The sequence below is a fragment of the Streptomyces paromomycinus genome (assembly GCF_003865155.1).
Lineage (GTDB): Bacteria > Actinomycetota > Actinomycetes > Streptomycetales > Streptomycetaceae > Streptomyces > Streptomyces chrestomyceticus.
Genome location: NZ_BHZD01000001.1, coordinates 3,568,323 through 3,583,930, shown reverse-complemented (window position 1 = coordinate 3,583,930; position 15,608 = coordinate 3,568,323). Strand labels below are relative to the sequence as shown.

Sequence of the window (15,608 nt, the reverse complement as noted above, 5' to 3'; positions counted from 1 at the left end):
GGGCGCCGGTAGGGTCGGACGCATGGAGACCGCTACGCAGACCCCCGCACTGGACCTCTCCCTCGACGCGGCCGAGCTCACCGCTCAGCTCGTCGACATCCCCTCCGTCAGCCGGGACGAGAAGGCCATCGCGGACGCCGTCGAGCACGCGCTGCGTGCGCTCCCGCACCTGACGGTGGAGCGCGACGGCAACTGCATCGTCGCGCGCACCTTCCAGGGCCACGCCGAGCGGGTCGTGCTGGCCGGCCACCTGGACACCGTGCCGATCGCGGACAACGTGCCCTCCCGGCTCGACGAGCACGGCGTCCTGTGGGGCTGCGGCACCACCGACATGAAGTCCGGCGTCGCCGTGCAGCTGCGCATCGCCGCCACCGTCCCCGCGCCCAACCGGGACCTGACCTTCATCTTCTACGACATGGAGGAGATCGCCGCCGAGTTCAACGGCCTCGGGCGGCTGGCCGAGGAGCACCCGGACTGGCTGGAGGGCGACTTCGCCGTCCTGCTGGAGTCCTCGAACACCGAGGTCGAGGGCGGCTGCCAGGGCACGCTGCGGGTGCTGCTGCGCACCGAGGGCGAGCGGGCCCACTCGGCGCGCAGCTGGATGGGCAGCAACGCGATCCACGCGGCGGCGCCGATCCTCGCCCGCCTGGCGTCCTACGAGCCGCGCCGGGCCGTCATCGACGGCCTCGAATACCGCGAGGGCCTGAACGCCGTACGGATCGAGGGCGGCGTGGCGGGCAACGTCATCCCCGACGCCTGCACCGTCGCCGTGAACTTCCGCTACGCGCCCGACCGCGGCGAGCAGGAGGCGCTCGACCACGTCCGGGAGGTCTTCGCGGACTGCGGCGTCGCCGAGATGACCGTCGACGACCACTCGCCGGGCGCGCTGCCGGGCCTGTCGCACCCCGCGGCCGCCGCCTTCATGAAGGCGGTCGGCGGCGTCGCGAAGCCCAAGTTCGGCTGGACGGACGTCTCGCGCTTCAGCGCCCTGGGCGTGCCCGCGGTGAACTACGGTCCCGGCGACCCCGTACTGGCGCACAAGAAGGACGAACGGGTCGCCGTCGAGCGGATCCTGCACTGCGAGGAGCGCCTGCGGTCCTGGCTCACCGCGTAGCCCACTGGCCCCACGTACCTCACGGGTGTCCCGGCATCCGGAATTGCCCTGCCCGTCACCTGCGCCGATCTACCCTTGCCGGACACCGACCGGCAGCGGAGGGAGCACGATATGGCCAGCCCCGAGGACGAGCGGGCGTGGGAGGAACAGCGCCTGGGACCCGTGGTGCGCCGACGCGACCAGGTGCAGAAGGGCACCACGGACCAGCGGCTGCTGGACACCGCCGAAGGCGACACGGACTGGGTGCACACCGACCCCTGGCGGGTCATGCGCATCCAGTCGGAGTTCGTGGAGGGCTTCGGCGCCCTGGCCGAACTGCCGAGCGCCATCAGCGTCTTCGGCTCGGCCCGGACACCCGTCGGATCGCCCGAGTACGAGACGGGCGTCGAACTGGGCCGGGCCCTGGTCGAGGCCGGCTTCGCGGTGATCACCGGCGGCGGTCCCGGCGTGATGGAGGCCGCCAACCGGGGCGCCAGGGAGGCCAAGGGCGTCTCCGTCGGCCTGGGCATCGAGCTGCCCTTCGAGCAGGGGATGAACCCGCACGTCGACATAGGCGTCAACTTCCGCTACTTCTTCGTCCGCAAGACGATGTTCGTGAAGTACGCGCAGGGGTTCGTCGTGCTGCCCGGCGGCATGGGCACCCTCGACGAGCTGTTCGAGGCGCTGACCCTCGTCCAGACGCGCAAGGTCACCCGCTTCCCGATCGTGCTCTTCGGCACGGAGTACTGGAGCGGCCTGGTCGACTGGCTGCGGGACACCGTGGTCGCGCAGGGCAAGGCGTCGGAGCACGACCTGCTGCTCTTCCACGTCACCGACGACGTGGACGAGGCGGTCGCGCTGGTGTCCAAGGAGACCGGGAAGTAGCGCGACGCTAGGCAAGTCCCCGGCGGGCGACCGCCGGGGGCCGGTGGCCCGCGATGGACGCCACCATGTCCAGGACCTGCCGCGTCTCGGCGACCTCGTGGACGCGGTAGACCTGTGCGCCCAGCCATGCCGAGACCGCGGTCGTGGCCAGCGTCCCGATGAGCCGTTCCTTGACCGGGCGGTCCAGCGTCTCGCCGACGAAGTCCTTGTTGGACAGCGAGACCAGCACCGGCCAGCCCGTGTCGGTCATCTCGCCCAGCCGGCGCGTCGCCTCCAGGCTGTGCCGGGTGTTCTTCCCGAAGTCGTGCCCCGGGTCGATCATGATCGCGTCACGCCGTACGCCCAGCTCCACCGCCCGCTCGGCCAGCCCCAGCGTCACCCGCAGGATGTCCGCCATCACGTCCTCGTACGCCGTCCGGTGCGGGCGGGTACGCGGCTCCACACCACCCGCGTGGGTGCACACAAGACCGGCGCCGTAGCGCGCCGCGACCTCGGCCAGCTTCGGGTCCACCCCGCCCCACGCGTCGTTGAGCAGGTCCGCGCCGGCCTCGCAGACCGCCTCGCCGACGTCGTGCCGCCAGGTGTCCACGCTGATCACCACGTCCGGGAACCGCTTGCGCACCTCGGCGACGAAGCCGACCGTGCGCCGGGCCTCCTCCTCGGCGCTGACCTCCTCGCCGGGGCCCGCCTTCACCCCGCCGATGTCGATGATCGCGGCGCCCTCGGCCACCGCCTGCTCCACCCGGGCGAGCGCGGGCTCGTCGGTGAAGGTGGCTCCCTGGTCGTAGAAGGAGTCCGGGGTCCTGTTCACGATGGCCATGATCACCGGCTCGTGCCCGGCGAACTCTCGATTCCCCAGCCGCAGCATGCTTCTCCCTCTTCCTGGTCCGGCAGCGACCCTAACGGTCACACCCGCATGGCACGATCAGTGCCAACACATAGCTCGGGGAGATGGTCGTGTTCTGGTTCTTGCTGATCGCGATGGTCGTGGTGGTCGCCGCGGTCACGCTCGCCGTGGTCGGCGGCGGCGACGCGGGCGGGCTCGGCGAGGCCGCCCCGGACCGGCTGTACGAGCCGCTGCCCGCCGACCGGCCCGTCTCCCGCGCCGACGTGGAGGCGGTACGCCTGGCGGTGGGCGTGCGCGGCTACCGGATGAACGACGTCGACGACGTGCTGGACCGGCTCGGCGCCGAGCTGGCCGAACGGGACGCGCGGATCGCCGAGCTGGAGGCGGCCCTCGCGGGCGCGCACGCTGCGGCGATGGGCCCGCCGGATCTGATCAAGGACGACCCGGAGGGCGGCACCGGGGGCCGGGACGGGCAGCGGCCCGGGGAACGCCCGGCCGCATCAGCCGCACCGGATGAACCGGCCGCATCAGCCGCACCGGCTGCACCAGCTGAACCGGCCGCACAGGCGGCCGCACAGGAGCCCCCGGTCTCCGGGGGCGAGGAAGAGGGGAAGACCGCCTCATGACGGGAGTGAGCACGGCTCCGGACGGGGTGCCCCGCTGCCCCTGGGGCATGGAGTCGGAGAAAATGGCCGACTATCGCACCTACCACGACACCGAATGGGGCCGGCCGGTCCACGGCGACGACGCGCTCTTCGAGCGGATGAGCCTGGAGGCGTTCCAGTCCGGGCTGTCCTGGCTCACGATCCTGCGCCGCCGCGAGGGCTTCCGGGCCGCGTTCGCGGACTTCCGGATCGAGGCGGTCGCCCGGTTCACCGACGCGGACGCCGAGCGGCTGCTCACCGACGCCCGCATCATCCGCAACCGCGCGAAGATCAACGCGGTGCTGACCAACGCGCGGGTCGCGGCCGGGCTGGCCCCCGGTGAGCTGGACCGTCTGATCTGGTCGTACGCGCCCGACCGCGCCGCCCGCCGAACCCCGCGCACGCTGTCCGACGTGGCGCCCGTCACCCCGGAGTCCACGGCGCTGGCCAAGGACCTCAAGAAGCGCGGCTTCCGCTTCGTCGGCCCCACCACCGCGTACGCGACGATGCAGGCGTGCGGCCTGGTCAACGACCACCTGGCGGACTGCCATGTGCGGGACGCGGTGGAGGCGGCGGCGGAGGGGTGAGGGGCGGGCAGCCCTCTGCGCGGCCGGCCCCGGCGCGGCCGGGCCGCGAGCCGCCGGGCCCGCCCGAGCGGCTCAGCGCCCCAGGAACTTCGGCTTCTCCTTCTTCACGAACGCCTCCACCGCGATGTGGTGGTCCGCCGAGGCGCCTGCCCGTGTCTGCAGTTCCTCCTCCTTGGCCAGCGTCTCGGCGAGCGAGTGCCCGGCCCCGTACGCGAGGGATTCCTTGATCGCGGCGTAGGCGGCGGTCGGCCCCTCGGCCAGCGTGCGCGCCACCGCCGCCGCCTCGGCCGCCAGTTCCGCCGCCGGGACGACCTTGTTCGCGATGCCCAGCTCGTACGCCTCCTGGGCGGAGATGCTGCGCGGGAAGAGCAGCAGGTCGGCGGCGCGGCCGTGGCCGATCAGGCGGGGCAGCGTCCAGGAGATGCCGGAGTCGGCGGTGAGCGCCACGCCCGCGAAGGAGGTGTTGAAGGAGGCGGTGTCGGCGACGACCCGGTAGTCGGCGGCCAGCGCGAAGCCGGCGCCGGCGCCCGCCGCGACCCCGTTGACCCCGGCCACCACCGGCTTGGGCATTCCGGCGAGGGCCGTGACGACGGGGTTGTAGTGCTCGCGCACCGTGCTCATGGTCCGGCCGGAGCCGGTCTCGCGGTCCTGGGCCAGCAGCCCGATGTGCTCCTTGAGGTCCTGCCCCACACAGAAGGCGCGTCCGGTGGCGGTCAGCAGGACGGCCCGTACGGCCGGGTCGGCGGCGGCCTCGCGCAGGATGTCCCGCAGGGCCTCCTTGGCCTCCGTGTTCATCGCGTTCATGGCGTCGGGGCGGTTGATCGTGATCGTCCCGACGCCCTCGGTCACGTCGTAGAGCACGGTGTCGGCCATGGTGAGGAGTCCCTCCGTCGCGGCTCGCGGCCGCCGGGCAGTGGCGGCCAGCGCTCAGGATGCCGGAGATCATCGGCGCCCGTCATGTGACGTACGTCAAACAACCGGCGAGGACCGGACGCCGGAGGAGGGCGAAGTATCGCAGCCCACTCCCCGAATTGGGTGGTTTTGCGAGAGCGCGTTGCCGAAGGGATGCTCCCCGATGTTGGTCATCGGGTCGTGCGATGCGGGATAATGGCCTGGAAGCAATGTGTTCGATGCCGGTGACACCTGGGTTGTCGGCTGCGTGAGCTGGTTTCAGGAAGGGGAACGAGCATGGCGGCCATGAAGCCGCGGACGGGCGACGGCCCGCTCGAGGTGACCAAGGAGGGGCGGGGCATCGTCATGCGCGTTCCGCTCGAAGGCGGCGGTCGACTCGTCGTCGAGCTGACTCCCGACGAGGCCAAGGCTTTGAGCGAGGCCCTGGAGAAGGTCACCGTCTGACAGGGCAGCCTCCCTGATGCTGCGGTTTCCCGGGAGTGATGACCCCTGGACCCCCAGCCGAATACCCGGGCCCCGGTGGGCGCCGCGCGTGCGCGCGGCGCCCACCGGGGCCGTGTTCGTTCCCGGGCGGCCGGTCCGCGCACGCGGTGGCCGTTCCGTCCGTACAGTGGTCCCGCCGTGCCTCGCTCCGGCGGCCGCCCCTGTGCGCGCCATGGTCCGCTCAGCCGCGCTTGACGGCGCACAGCAGGCCGTCGCCCACCGGCAGCAGGGACGAGACCAGCGCGTCCGTCTCGCGGAGCGTGCGCAGCAGCTCCCGCAGGCGCAGCACCTCGGCGGGCTGGGCCGCCGAGTCGACCGTACGGCCGTCGGCGAAGACGCCTTCGAAGCAGACCAGGCCGCCGGGGCGCAGCAGCCGCAACGATTCAGCGAGATAGTCCAGGCACTCCATGCGGTCGCCGTCGCAGAAGACGAGGTCGTAGCCGCCGTCGGCGAGCCGGGGCAGGACGTCCAGGGCGCGGCCGGGGATGAAGCGCGCGCGGTTGCCGGCGAAGCCCGCCTCCCGGAACGCCTGCTTCGCGAACTGCTGCCGCTCCGGTTCCAGGTCGACCGTCGTCAGGACGCCGTCCGGACGCATGCCGTGCAGGAGGTAGATGCCCGACACTCCCGTGCCGGTGCCGATCTCGGCGACCGCCTTGGCGTCGGCCGTCGCGGCGAGCAGGCGCAACGCGGTGCCGGTGCCGGTGGACACCGCACGGATGCCCGCCTCCCGCGCCCGCTCACGGGACCAGTGCAGGGCGGCGTCGGCCTCGTCGTCGATGGTCCCGGCGCCGTACGCCTCGGCGAATGCCAAGCTCGTCTGCCGGTTGCCGGTAATGGCCCTCTCCTGTCCCCGTAGTTGACGCAACCGTGACTGTATCCGCTGCGTGCGGGAACCCGCAGATGGGACCGGGCGTTGAAGCACAGCAGGGGGGATGCATCGGTGAAGACCCAGCGAGATGTGCGGGATGACGCGAGGCCAGGCCAAAAGCAGGTCAAATCTGCTTATCCGGAGCTAACGGGAGAGGTGGATATGGTAGGGGCTCTACTGGACACCACCAGAGCCACCAGGGGAGGTGCGGCTGCGACGGGTGACCGATGGGCGCGCAGGCGCCTCAGGCGGTCGGCCGCCGAGCCGAAATCCGTGACAGACACCGCTGACCGTTCCCGCTCCCACGGCCTCAAGGGTAGGGGAGGGGCCTTCGACACCGCTACGACCGCGACGTTCGCCGCCGAAGCGGATGCGCAGGTCTGGACCCCGCCCAGCTGGGAGGAGATCGTCAGCACCCACAGCGCGCGGGTCTACCGTCTCGCCTACCGCCTCACCGGCAACCAGCACGACGCCGAGGACCTGACGCAGGAGGTGTTCGTCCGCGTCTTCCGCTCGCTGTCGACGTACACCCCCGGCACCTTCGAGGGCTGGCTGCACCGCATCACGACCAACCTCTTCCTGGACATGGTCCGCCGCCGCCAGCGCATCCGCTTCGACGCGCTCGGTGACGACGCGGCCGAGCGGCTCCCCAGCCGCGAGCCCTCCCCGCAGCAGCATTTCAACGACACCCACTTCGACGCCGACGTCCAGCAGGCCCTGGACACCCTCGCGCCCGAGTTCCGCGCCGCCGTGGTGCTCTGCGACATCGAGGGCCTGTCGTACGAGGAGATCGCCGCCACCCTCGGTGTGAAGCTCGGCACGGTCCGCAGCCGGATCCACCGCGGCCGTTCCCACCTGCGCAAGGCGCTCAAGCACCGCTCCCCGGCGGCGCGCGCCGAGGAGCGCGAGCACGACCGGCGGCCGCTCACCTCGGTCACCACAGGGGAGGTCGGAATCGCGTGAGCGGTACAGGCGGTCCGTCCCCCGCCGAGCATCATCTCGGCGACCGCCTCGCGGCTCTGGTCGACGGGGAGTTGGGGCATGACGCGCGCGAGCGGGTGCTCGCGCATCTCGCTACGTGCGGAAAGTGCAAGGCGGAGGCCGACGACCAGCGACAGCTGAAGAACGTCTTCGCCGAGACGGCGCCCCCCGGTCCCTCCGAGGGGCTGCTGGCGCGCCTCCAGGGGCTGCCGGGAGGTGATGCCGACGGCTCCGGAAGTCGGCTGGGCCCCGGGCGCTTCGGCAGCGGCGCCTTCGGCGGTGACTTCACCGAGGGCGGCGAGTTCGAGGCGCGCGGCGGCTCGTTCCGGTACGCACCGTCCGGCGGACACGCCGTCGGCGCGGTGCCCCGCCAGCCGCGCTCGCGCGGCTTCCGTATCCACGAGCCGGACCGGCCCGCGCCGCAGCGCCGCCGGTTCGCCTTCGCGGCGGCCGGCGCGGTCTCCCTGGCGGCGTTCGCGCTCGGCGGTGCCCTGCCGCTGGAGGCGGCGGTCGACACCCCGAGCGGCCGCGGCGACGGTACGGGCAGCCAGACGACGCCGCTCAGCGCCATCCCGGGACCGCTCGGCCCGCCCGGCACGACCCGCGGCGAGGCCCTGCTGTACGCGACCAGCCACCCCTGGGTGCGGCCGCTCCCCGACGCGGACCCGACCCTGGAGCCGGCCCCCAGCTCGCTCGGCCTGACCGGCCCCTCGGCGCCGTCGGCCGCGCGCCCCGCGCCGACGCTGCCGCTGTCCGAGGTCGCGTTCCCGGCCGACGGCCGGTCCGCGCTGCCCGCGCTGACGCTCCAGACCGGTCAGCTCCTGCCGTACCACCCCGCGCCGGGCAGCGCCGCCCCGCTGTCCGGGGCCCGCGTCGTCGGCCCGTACCTGCCCTCGGCGGACGCCGGACGCCCTCTGGCCGGGCCCGCCGTACCGTCCGGCCCCGCCTCCCGGGAGGCGATGACCGCTCACCACCCTGCCCCGCGCTGACCGGGCTCTGCGCGCGGCCGTGCGAACCTGGTTGAATCGCCTTCCGGACGGTGTTTCCCCGTGGGGGCGCGCCGCCGGCGAGGTGGTGGTGCCCGCCTGACACAGCGGGCGGATCGGTGGGGAGCGCGGAGAGCATGGACGAGGGGACGGCCGCCGGGCCGAAGCGGAACTGGTGGAGCCGGTCGGGGCAGCAGCCCGCGGAGCCGTCGGCACAGGCGCCCGCCGCGCCCGGTCCCGCGGCACCTGACGCCGAAGTGGCCGCCGCCACCCGGGAATTCACGGCCCTGTCCGGGGAGGCCGACGCCGCACCGGGTACGTCACCGGACACCGGGCAGGCGGCGGGCTCCGGCGCGCCGCACGCTCCGGGCACTCCCGCACCACAGGCTCCCGCGCCGCACGCCCCCGAACAGCAGGTTCCCGCGCCGCCGGCCGCTCCTCCCGCCGTGCCGCCGCGGCAGCAGCCCCTGCATCCCCAGGATCCGTACGGCACGCCTCCGTACGGCGACCCGGGCCCTTGGGCTCCCGCGCCGCCCGTCCAGCGCCCTACGGCCACCCCGGCGCACGGCACGGGCGTCCCGCCCCAGGGCGGCTCCGCACCGCAGGCCACCGGTCCGGCCCCGCAGACCGCAGCGCCGACGCCTCCCGGACAGGCGACGCCTCCCGGACAGGCGACGCCCGTCGGACTGCTGACGCCTCCCGGACAGCCGAAGCCTCCCGAACAGCCGACGCCCGCCGGACAACACCCCGCGTACGGCACCGGCACACCCGTGCCGCCGCCCCAGCAGCCGTTCCCGGCCCAGCCGCAGCCTCCCGCGGGCCCGCAGCCGCACGAGGGCTCCGCCGCCCGTACGCCGATGCCGCAGGCCGAGCCGTCACGGGCGACCGCCCAGCCGCCGCACTCCCAGCCGCCGCAGGCGCGGTCGGCCGCGCACGACACGTCCGGCGGCGCCCCGCTCCCGCCCGAGGCGCACGGCGCGCCGCAACCCCCGTACCTCCCGCCGCCCGGCCAGGGAGGCGCCGAGCCGCAGCCGGTCGCGGCAGCGGGCGGACAGCCCCACCAACCCCACCCGCCCCACCCCCAGAGCGAGCAGCAGGGCCACTGGCAGCAGTACGACCCCTGGCGGGCGCCGCAGCACGGCGCGGCGCTGCCCCTGGGCACGCCGCCCCCGCCGCCTCCGGCCCCCCGTCGCAACCGCCGCGGCGCGCTGGCCGCGGGCGCGGTGATCCTGGCGCTGCTGGCCGGTGGCATCGGCGGCGGCGTCGGCGCGTACATCGAACGCAACGGCGGCCTCGGCAGCATCGAGCTGCCGCAGGACACCGGCGACCGGGGCGGCCGCAAGCCGGACAGCGTCGCCGGTATCGCGCAGACGGCGCTGCCCAGCGTGGTCACCCTGCACGTACGCGGCAACAGTGAGCAGGGCACCGGCACCGGCTTCGTCCTCGACAAGCAGGGCCACATCCTCACCAACAACCATGTCGTCGAGCCGGCCGGCACGGGCGGGGAGATATCGGTCTCCTTCAGCGGCGGCCAGACGGCCAAGGCCAAGGTCATCGGCCGGGACGGCGGCTACGACCTGGCCGTCGTGCAGGTCCAGGGCGTCTCCGGGCTGCGGCCGCTGGCGCTCGGCGACTCCGACTCGGTACGGGTCGGCGACCCGGTCGTGGCCATCGGCGCCCCGTACGACCTCGCCAACACCGTCACCGCGGGCATCATCAGCGCCAAGCAACGGCCCATCACGGCGGGCGGCAAGAAGGGCGACGGCAGCGACATCTCGTACGTGGACGCCCTGCAGACCGACGCCCCGATCAACCCGGGCAACTCCGGCGGTCCGCTCGTCGACTCCCGGGCCCGGGTGATCGGCATCAACAGCGCCATCCGCGCGGCCGACAGCTCCGGCGGCGGCCTGGACGGCGGCGGCCAGGGCGGCAGCATCGGCCTGGGCTTCGCCATACCGATCAACCAGGGCAAGTGGGTGGCCGAGCAGCTGATCAACAAGGGCAAGGTCCTGCACCCGGTGATCGGCGTCACGCTGGAGATGGAGTACGCGGGCGACGGCGCGCGGGTCAGTTCCAAGAGCAAGGACGGCGGCGTCCCGGTCACGCCCGGCGGCCCGGGGGCCAAGGCGGGCATCAAGCCGCGGGACGTGATCACCAAGGTGGACGGGCAGCCCGTGCACAGTGGCGAGGAGCTGATCATCAAGATCCGCAGCCACCGGCCGGGCGACCGGCTCACGCTGACCCTGCGGCGCGACGGCAAGGAGCGGACCGCTCAGCTGACCCTCGGCGCGGCCGGTCAGGAGTAGCGGCCCCGGGAGCGTTTGCACGGTGTTGGGACGGGCGACTCCCGCCGGATGCCATGGGCCAGGTACCGTGATAGGCGGCCTGGCCCATAGGCCCGACACGTCCCCCTAGACCCGCCTAGGTCCTGGTAGGCCCCGGATGACCCAAGGAGCTGCAAGGTGTTCTTCGACATAGGACCCCTAGAGCTGGTCGCGCTCGTGATCCTTGCGGTACTGATCTTCGGGCCGGACAAGCTGCCCAAGGTGATCGCCGATGTCATGGGATTCGTGCGCAAGGTGCGGGCGTTCTCGGACAACGCCAAGGAGGACATCCGCAGCGAGCTGGGGCCGGAGTTCAAGGACTTCGAGTTCGAGGACCTGAAGCCGCGGAACTTCGTCCGCAAGCACGTGCTGGAGAACGACCAGTACGGCCTCCAGGAGATCCGTAACGGCTTCGACCTGAAGAAGGAGATGGCCGAGGTCACGGACGCCGTGCACGGCGTCGACGGCGCCTCCTCCGCCGATCCTGGGCCCACGTCCCGGGTGAACTTCTCCAAGGAGTCCCCGGCCGCCGGGACCGGCTCCGGCGGCGGGTCCGCCGCGCCGGACATGTTCACCAAGGGAGCGAGGCCGGCCCGCGACGAGCGCCCTCCGTTCGATCCCGATGCCACCTGACTCGTCTTATGCAAGCCTTATGCCCGCTGGTGCCGAACGGGTTGACTATGCTCCCGGTGTCCGGGGTGAGGTCGCCTGAGGGGGGCGGGCCGCCCACGACGCAGGGCAACTAGGAGGCTCCGCGCAGATGGAGACGACGGGTCGGGCAGGAGTTCAGGCGGTCGCCGCCGACACCGGACGGAAGGTCGACGGCTATCTGTCGGCCGCGTTCCCGTGGTACGGACTCGACGACGCGTTCACCGGTCCCCGCTGGCTGCTGCAGGTCGGCGCGGCCGCGGACGGCACGGTCGAGCACGGCGCGACCGGCCACGGCCAGCAGCCCACCATAAAGGTGGAGAGCACACCGGACTCGGAGCGTTTCGCGGTCGTGGTGACCGTCGCCAGCCGCCCGGTGCGGCGCAGCGCGGACGGTACGGGCGTCCTGGACGCCACCTCCACGGCCACCGCGGCCTGGCTCGCCGGGTCGGGCCTGCTGTCCCGCACCTGGCCGACGCAGATGGACCGCACGCTCCGCCAGGACTGGCTCGACCAGCAGACGATGCTCGCCTGGGAACTGGCGGACGACCTCGGCGGCGAGGGCTGGAGCGCCCTGACGCTGCCGGTGGACGGCGTACCGACGCCGTTCCGCTACCGGGAGTCGGAGTACGGCTGGGTGCTGGCCGGGTCGGCGGGAGAGGGCCCGGAGGGCGTGCACATCGGGGCGTACGGGCGCGGCATGAGCGCGTACGGGCTGGGCTTCGCGGTGGTCAAGGACATCGCCGCGTACGAGAGCGGCGACAGCGGCACGCGGACGGCGGCCACCGGCGACGCGCGGGCCGACGACGTGCCCGCGGAAGGCGTGAGGGCGGCGGACTGAGCCGGGCGCGGGCGGGGCCTACGGGCCCGGTCCGGCACCGCGCCCGCCGCACGGGCCCGGTCCGGCGCACGGGCCCGGTCCGGCGCACGCCCGCCGCACGACGACGAAGGGGCGGGCCCGACGGCCCGCCCCTCCGCACGTCCAGGCCGCCGTTCCAGGCCGCCTGGCGCCTCAGAACTTGTTGCGCGGAGTGATCCCCAGCGACATGCCCGACAGGCCGCGCTGACGGCCGCCCAGCTTGCCCGCGATGGCACGGATGGCCGCGCCGGCGGGAGACTCCGGGTCGGTCAGCACGACGGGCCTGCCCTCGTCGCCGCCCTCCCGCAGCCGTACGTCGATCGGGATGGCACCCAGCACCGGCACCTGCGTGCCGGTCGTCTTCGTCAGGCCCTCGGCGACCCGCTCGCCGCCGCCGGTGCCGAACACGTCCACCATCTCGTCGCAGTGCGGGCAGGGCAGCCCGGACATGTTCTCCACCACGCCGACGATCTTCTGGTGGGTCTGTACGGCGATCGAGCCGGCCCGCTCGGCGACCTCGGCGGCGGCCTGCTGCGGGGTCGTGACGACCAGGATCTCCGCGTTCGGGACCAGCTGCGCCACCGAGATGGCGATGTCGCCGGTGCCCGGGGGCAGGTCGAGCAGCAGGACGTCCAGGTCGCCCCAGTACACGTCGGCCAGGAACTGCTGGAGCGCGCGGTGCAGCATCGGGCCGCGCCAGACCACCGGGGCGTTGCCCGGGGTGAACATGCCGATGGAGATCACCTTCACGCCGTTGGCCGACGGCGGCATGATCATGTTCTCGACCTGGGTGGGGCGGCCGTCCGCGCCCAGCATCCGGGGCACCGAGTGGCCGTAGATGTCGGCGTCCACCACGCCGACCTTCAGGCCGTCGGCCGCCATCGCCGCGGCCAGGTTGACCGTCACCGACGACTTGCCGACGCCGCCCTTGCCGGAGGCGACCGCGTAGACCCGGGTCAGCGACCCCGGCTTGGCGAACGGCACCTCGCGCTCGGCGGTGCCGCCGCGCAGCGACGACGCCAGCTCCTTGCGCTGCTCGTCGCTCATCACGTCCAGGTCGACCGAGACACCGGTGACGCCCTCGACCCGGCCCACCGCCTCGCGCACGTTCGAGGTGATCGTCTCGCGCATCGGGCAGCCGGCGACCGTCAGGTAGACCGCCACCGCCACCGCGCCGTCCGCCGCGATCTCCACCGATTTGACCATGCCCAGTTCGGTGATGGGGCGGTGGATCTCGGGGTCGTTCACCGTGGCGAGCGCGGCGTGGACCGCGTCCTCGCTGGGCGCTGCGCTTCGGGGCGTGTCGGTAGCCATGCTCCAAGACTACGGGGGTGGTGGCGGCCTCCGGAAAGCCCTGGTGACGGTCGTGTTCGTCACTCCGGGCAGCCGTCCCGCACGCGGCGCGGTCCGCCCCGGTGCCCGCGCTACTCCCGCCGCCGGCTCTCCTGCTCGCTCTCCGCGTCCACCATCTGACGCAGCTCCAGCTCCTTCAGCAGATCCTGGAGTTCGGAGCGGATCCAGTCCCGGGTGGCCACCTCGCCCAGGCCCAGCCGCAGCGCCGCCACCTCCCGGGTCAGGTACTCGGTGTCGGCGATGGCCCGCTCGTTCTGCTTGCGGTCCTGCTCGCGGGTGACCCGGTCCCGGTCGTCCTGCCGGTTCTGCGCCAGCAGGATCAGCGGCGCCGCGTAGGACGCCTGGAGCGAGAGCATCAGGGTCAGGAAGATGAACGGGTAGTTGTCGAAGCGCAGATGATCGGGCGCGGAGATGTTCCAGATGATCCACACCACGATGATCACCGTCATCCAGACGATGAACCGGCCGGTCCCCAGGAAGCGGGCGATCTTCTCCGACAGCCGCCCGAACGCCTCCGGGTCGTACTCCGGCAGCAGGCTGCGCCGGGGCGCGCGCGGCTGGTCCAGGCGCGCGCGGGGGCGCCCCCCGCCCGCCCCGGGCCCCGGCGCCGCACTCAGCGCCCGCGCACGCTCCTTGACACCGTCCCGTTCCTCAGCGCCCATCGTCCGGTTCTCCCTCCCGGTCCGCTGCCGCGCCCGGCGGCCCGTGCATCTCCGCCTCCCGCCAGTCGTCGGGCAGCAGGTGGTCCAGTACGTCGTCGACGGTCACCGCGCCCAGCAGGGAGCCGCTCTCGTCCACGACCGGTGCCGCCACCATGTTGTACGTCGCCAGATAGCTGGTCACCTCGTTCAGCGGGGTGCCCGGCGGCAGCGGCGGCAGATCGGTGTCCGCGACGGAGCTGACGAGCGTGAACGGCGGGTCGCGCAGCAGCCGCTGGAAGTGCACCAGCCCCAGGTACTTGCCGGTCGGCGTCTCGTCCGGCGGCCGGCACACGTACACCTGCGCCGCCAGCGACGGCGACAGGTCCGGGTCACGCACCCGGGCCAGCGCGTCCGCGATCGTCGCGTCCGGCCGCAGCACGATCGGCTCGGTCGTCATCAGACCGCCCGCGGTGCGCTCCTCGTACGCCATCAGGCGCCGGACGTCCGCCGCGTCGTCCGGCCGCATCAGACCGAGCAACCGTTCCTTCTCGTCCTCCGGCAGCTCGGAGAGCAGGTCGGCGGCGTCGTCCGGGTCCATCGCCTCCAGGACGTCGGCGGCCCGCTCCTCCTGGAGCTTGCCCATGATCTCGACGCGGTCGTCCTCCGGCAGCTCCTCCAGCACGTCCGCCAGCCGGTCGTCGTCCAGCGCGGCGGCGACCTCGCCGCGCCGCTTCGGCGTCAGGTGGTGCAGCGCGCTGGCCAGGTCCGCCGGGCGCAGCTGCTCGAAGGTGGCGAGCAGGTTCTCCGCGCCCTGCCCGTGCTCCTCCAGCGAGAACCCGGTCACCGCCGACCACTCGACGGTCAACGTCTCTCCCGCCCGTCGCCCACCACCCTTCGAAGGAGGCGCTTCGCGCCGCAGAAATCGATTGCGCAGCGCCCCGCCCTTCCCCTTCCGTACGAAGACCTTGTCGATCTCCCAGTCACGGCGGGCCGGCAGCTGGCTGATGCCGATGTCCAGGACGGTGGCCTCCTCGCCGGTCTCCACCAGGCTCACCCGGCGGTCCAGCAGCTCACCGAGGACCAGGGTCTCCGACGCGCGCTGCTCGAAGCGCCGCATGTTCACCACGCCGGTGGTGATGACCTGGCCGGACTCCACCCCTGTCACCCGGGTCATCGGCAGGAAGATCCGGCGGCGGCTGACGACCTCGACGACCAGCCCCAGCAGCCGGGGCGGCCGGCCGCGCACCCGCAACATCGCGACCAGGTCCCGGACCCGGCCGACCTGGTCGCCGTTGGGGTCGAAGACGGCGATGCCCGCGAGATGGGAGACGAACACCCGAGGGGTGACCACCGCCATGCCGAGTGCCTCCGCTTCCGTTCCGCTGCGCCGTAGCGGGCCGCCGCGCCGCCGCGCGGCCGCGCCCCCTCTTCCCTGGCGTTACGTGTTGCCGCTGCTCCGCAGGTGAAGCCCCTCAGGCGGGCTTGATCCGAAATCAG

The 15,608-nt window shown here is 73.2% G+C and carries 16 protein-coding genes; 10 read left to right on the top strand and 6 right to left on the bottom strand.

From position 1 onward, the window contains the following. Positions 1 to 22 precede the first annotated feature (22 nt). Together dapE and OEIGOIKO_RS14550 are read left to right on the top strand one after the other, a co-directional pair. Entirely contained in the window at positions 23 to 1,114 is a 1,092-nt protein-coding gene (gene dapE, locus OEIGOIKO_RS14555; protein WP_125054406.1) for a succinyl-diaminopimelate desuccinylase, read from the top strand. Between the two features lie 111 nt (positions 1,115 to 1,225). After that, on the top strand, positions 1,226 to 1,978 hold the full coding sequence (locus tag OEIGOIKO_RS14550) for an LOG family protein (protein WP_125054405.1): 753 nt from the start codon (positions 1,226 to 1,228) through the stop codon (positions 1,976 to 1,978). Positions 1,979 to 1,985: 7 nt separating this feature from the next. Here OEIGOIKO_RS14550 and folP read toward each other — a convergent pair whose 3' ends face one another. Next, positions 1,986 to 2,846 carry a dihydropteroate synthase gene (gene folP / locus OEIGOIKO_RS14545; RefSeq protein WP_125054404.1) on the bottom strand — a complete coding sequence of 287 codons (861 nt, stop codon included), beginning with the start codon at positions 2,844 to 2,846 and terminating at the stop codon, positions 1,986 to 1,988. A gap of 89 nt (positions 2,847 to 2,935) precedes the next feature. Here folP and OEIGOIKO_RS14540 point away from each other — a divergent pair, with 89 nt between their 5' ends. Both OEIGOIKO_RS14540 and OEIGOIKO_RS14535 read left to right on the top strand, forming a co-directional pair. After that, positions 2,936 to 3,451: a DivIVA domain-containing protein gene (locus OEIGOIKO_RS14540; RefSeq protein ID WP_125054403.1), complete on the top strand. Its 516-nt coding sequence runs from the start codon at positions 2,936 to 2,938 to the stop codon at positions 3,449 to 3,451. Further along, positions 3,448 to 4,056 carry a DNA-3-methyladenine glycosylase I gene (locus OEIGOIKO_RS14535; RefSeq protein WP_125054402.1) on the top strand — a complete coding sequence of 203 codons (609 nt, stop codon included), beginning with the start codon at positions 3,448 to 3,450 and terminating at the stop codon, positions 4,054 to 4,056. The genes OEIGOIKO_RS14540 and OEIGOIKO_RS14535 overlap by 4 nt, the downstream gene beginning before the upstream one ends. Positions 4,057 to 4,128: 72 nt before the next feature. Here the strand turns inward: OEIGOIKO_RS14535 and chcB are convergent, their stop codons facing one another. Continuing rightward, positions 4,129 to 4,929 (bottom strand): 2-cyclohexenylcarbonyl CoA isomerase, encoded by an 801-nt coding sequence (chcB, locus tag OEIGOIKO_RS14530; protein WP_125054401.1) that lies wholly within the window; start codon positions 4,927 to 4,929, stop codon positions 4,129 to 4,131. A 315-nt stretch (positions 4,930 to 5,244) separates the two neighbouring features. Between chcB and OEIGOIKO_RS14525 the strand changes: the two genes are divergently transcribed. Continuing rightward, the gene (locus OEIGOIKO_RS14525) at positions 5,245 to 5,412 is read left to right on the top strand and encodes a DUF3117 domain-containing protein (protein WP_125045128.1); all 168 of its coding nucleotides are present in this window, start codon (positions 5,245 to 5,247) and stop codon (positions 5,410 to 5,412) included. 220 nt (positions 5,413 to 5,632) lie between these two features. Here the strand turns inward: OEIGOIKO_RS14525 and OEIGOIKO_RS14520 are convergent, their stop codons facing one another. After that, positions 5,633 to 6,316 carry an O-methyltransferase gene (locus OEIGOIKO_RS14520; protein WP_030020299.1) on the bottom strand — a complete coding sequence of 228 codons (684 nt, stop codon included), beginning with the start codon at positions 6,314 to 6,316 and terminating at the stop codon, positions 5,633 to 5,635. Positions 6,317 to 6,592: 276 nt separating this feature from the next. Here OEIGOIKO_RS14520 and sigE point away from each other — a divergent pair, with 276 nt between their 5' ends. From sigE to OEIGOIKO_RS14495, 5 genes are all read left to right on the top strand, one after another. Next, entirely contained in the window at positions 6,593 to 7,282 is a 690-nt protein-coding gene (gene sigE / locus OEIGOIKO_RS14515) for an RNA polymerase sigma factor SigE (protein WP_125054400.1), read from the top strand. After that, positions 7,279 to 8,289 carry an anti-sigma factor family protein gene (locus tag OEIGOIKO_RS14510; RefSeq protein WP_125054399.1) on the top strand — a complete coding sequence of 337 codons (1,011 nt, stop codon included), beginning with the start codon at positions 7,279 to 7,281 and terminating at the stop codon, positions 8,287 to 8,289. The genes sigE and OEIGOIKO_RS14510 overlap by 4 nt, the downstream gene beginning before the upstream one ends. A 134-nt stretch (positions 8,290 to 8,423) precedes the next feature. Beyond that, positions 8,424 to 10,592 (top strand): trypsin-like peptidase domain-containing protein, encoded by a 2,169-nt coding sequence (locus tag OEIGOIKO_RS14505; RefSeq protein ID WP_125054398.1) that lies wholly within the window; start codon positions 8,424 to 8,426, stop codon positions 10,590 to 10,592. Positions 10,593 to 10,748: 156 nt separating this feature from the next. Continuing rightward, entirely contained in the window at positions 10,749 to 11,243 is a 495-nt protein-coding gene (locus tag OEIGOIKO_RS14500) for a sec-independent translocase (RefSeq protein WP_125054397.1), read from the top strand. Positions 11,244 to 11,370: 127 nt separating this feature from the next. After that, positions 11,371 to 12,099 carry a hypothetical protein gene (locus tag OEIGOIKO_RS14495; RefSeq protein WP_125054396.1) on the top strand — a complete coding sequence of 243 codons (729 nt, stop codon included), beginning with the start codon at positions 11,371 to 11,373 and terminating at the stop codon, positions 12,097 to 12,099. A gap of 171 nt (positions 12,100 to 12,270) precedes the next feature. On the opposite strand, the gene OEIGOIKO_RS14490 is transcribed toward OEIGOIKO_RS14495, so the two are convergent. From OEIGOIKO_RS14490 to OEIGOIKO_RS14480, 3 genes are all read right to left on the bottom strand, one after another. Further along, positions 12,271 to 13,431: an Mrp/NBP35 family ATP-binding protein gene (locus OEIGOIKO_RS14490; protein WP_125054395.1), complete on the bottom strand. Its 1,161-nt coding sequence runs from the start codon at positions 13,429 to 13,431 to the stop codon at positions 12,271 to 12,273. A gap of 110 nt (positions 13,432 to 13,541) precedes the next feature. Further along, positions 13,542 to 14,132, bottom strand: coding sequence for a DUF1003 domain-containing protein (locus tag OEIGOIKO_RS14485; protein WP_125054394.1), 591 nt, complete (start codon positions 14,130 to 14,132; stop codon positions 13,542 to 13,544). Beyond that, complete coding sequence (locus tag OEIGOIKO_RS14480; protein WP_125054393.1) at positions 14,122 to 15,468, bottom strand: magnesium transporter MgtE N-terminal domain-containing protein; 1,347 nt, start codon at positions 15,466 to 15,468, stop codon at positions 14,122 to 14,124. The genes OEIGOIKO_RS14485 and OEIGOIKO_RS14480 overlap by 11 nt, the downstream gene beginning before the upstream one ends. Positions 15,469 to 15,608: the final 140 nt, after the last annotated feature.

What these genes read in the sequence shown, in the direction of transcription:
- dapE (WP_125054406.1), top strand. Translation starts at nt 23, where the DNA reads ATGGAGACCGCTACGCAGACCCCCGCACTGGACCTCTCCCTCGACGCG.
- OEIGOIKO_RS14550 (WP_125054405.1), top strand. Translation starts at nt 1,226, where the DNA reads ATGGCCAGCCCCGAGGACGAGCGGGCGTGGGAGGAACAGCGCCTGGGA.
- folP (WP_125054404.1), bottom strand. Translation starts at nt 2,846, where the DNA reads ATGCTGCGGCTGGGGAATCGAGAGTTCGCCGGGCACGAGCCGGTGATC.
- OEIGOIKO_RS14535 (WP_125054402.1), top strand. Translation starts at nt 3,448, where the DNA reads ATGACGGGAGTGAGCACGGCTCCGGACGGGGTGCCCCGCTGCCCCTGG.
- chcB (WP_125054401.1), bottom strand. Translation starts at nt 4,929, where the DNA reads ATGGCCGACACCGTGCTCTACGACGTGACCGAGGGCGTCGGGACGATC.
- OEIGOIKO_RS14525 (WP_125045128.1), top strand. Translation starts at nt 5,245, where the DNA reads ATGGCGGCCATGAAGCCGCGGACGGGCGACGGCCCGCTCGAGGTGACC.
- OEIGOIKO_RS14505 (WP_125054398.1), top strand. Translation starts at nt 8,424, where the DNA reads ATGGACGAGGGGACGGCCGCCGGGCCGAAGCGGAACTGGTGGAGCCGG.
- OEIGOIKO_RS14495 (WP_125054396.1), top strand. Translation starts at nt 11,371, where the DNA reads ATGGAGACGACGGGTCGGGCAGGAGTTCAGGCGGTCGCCGCCGACACC.
- OEIGOIKO_RS14490 (WP_125054395.1), bottom strand. Translation starts at nt 13,431, where the DNA reads ATGGCTACCGACACGCCCCGAAGCGCAGCGCCCAGCGAGGACGCGGTC.
- OEIGOIKO_RS14485 (WP_125054394.1), bottom strand. Translation starts at nt 14,132, where the DNA reads ATGGGCGCTGAGGAACGGGACGGTGTCAAGGAGCGTGCGCGGGCGCTG.
- OEIGOIKO_RS14480 (WP_125054393.1), bottom strand. Translation starts at nt 15,468, where the DNA reads ATGGCGGTGGTCACCCCTCGGGTGTTCGTCTCCCATCTCGCGGGCATC.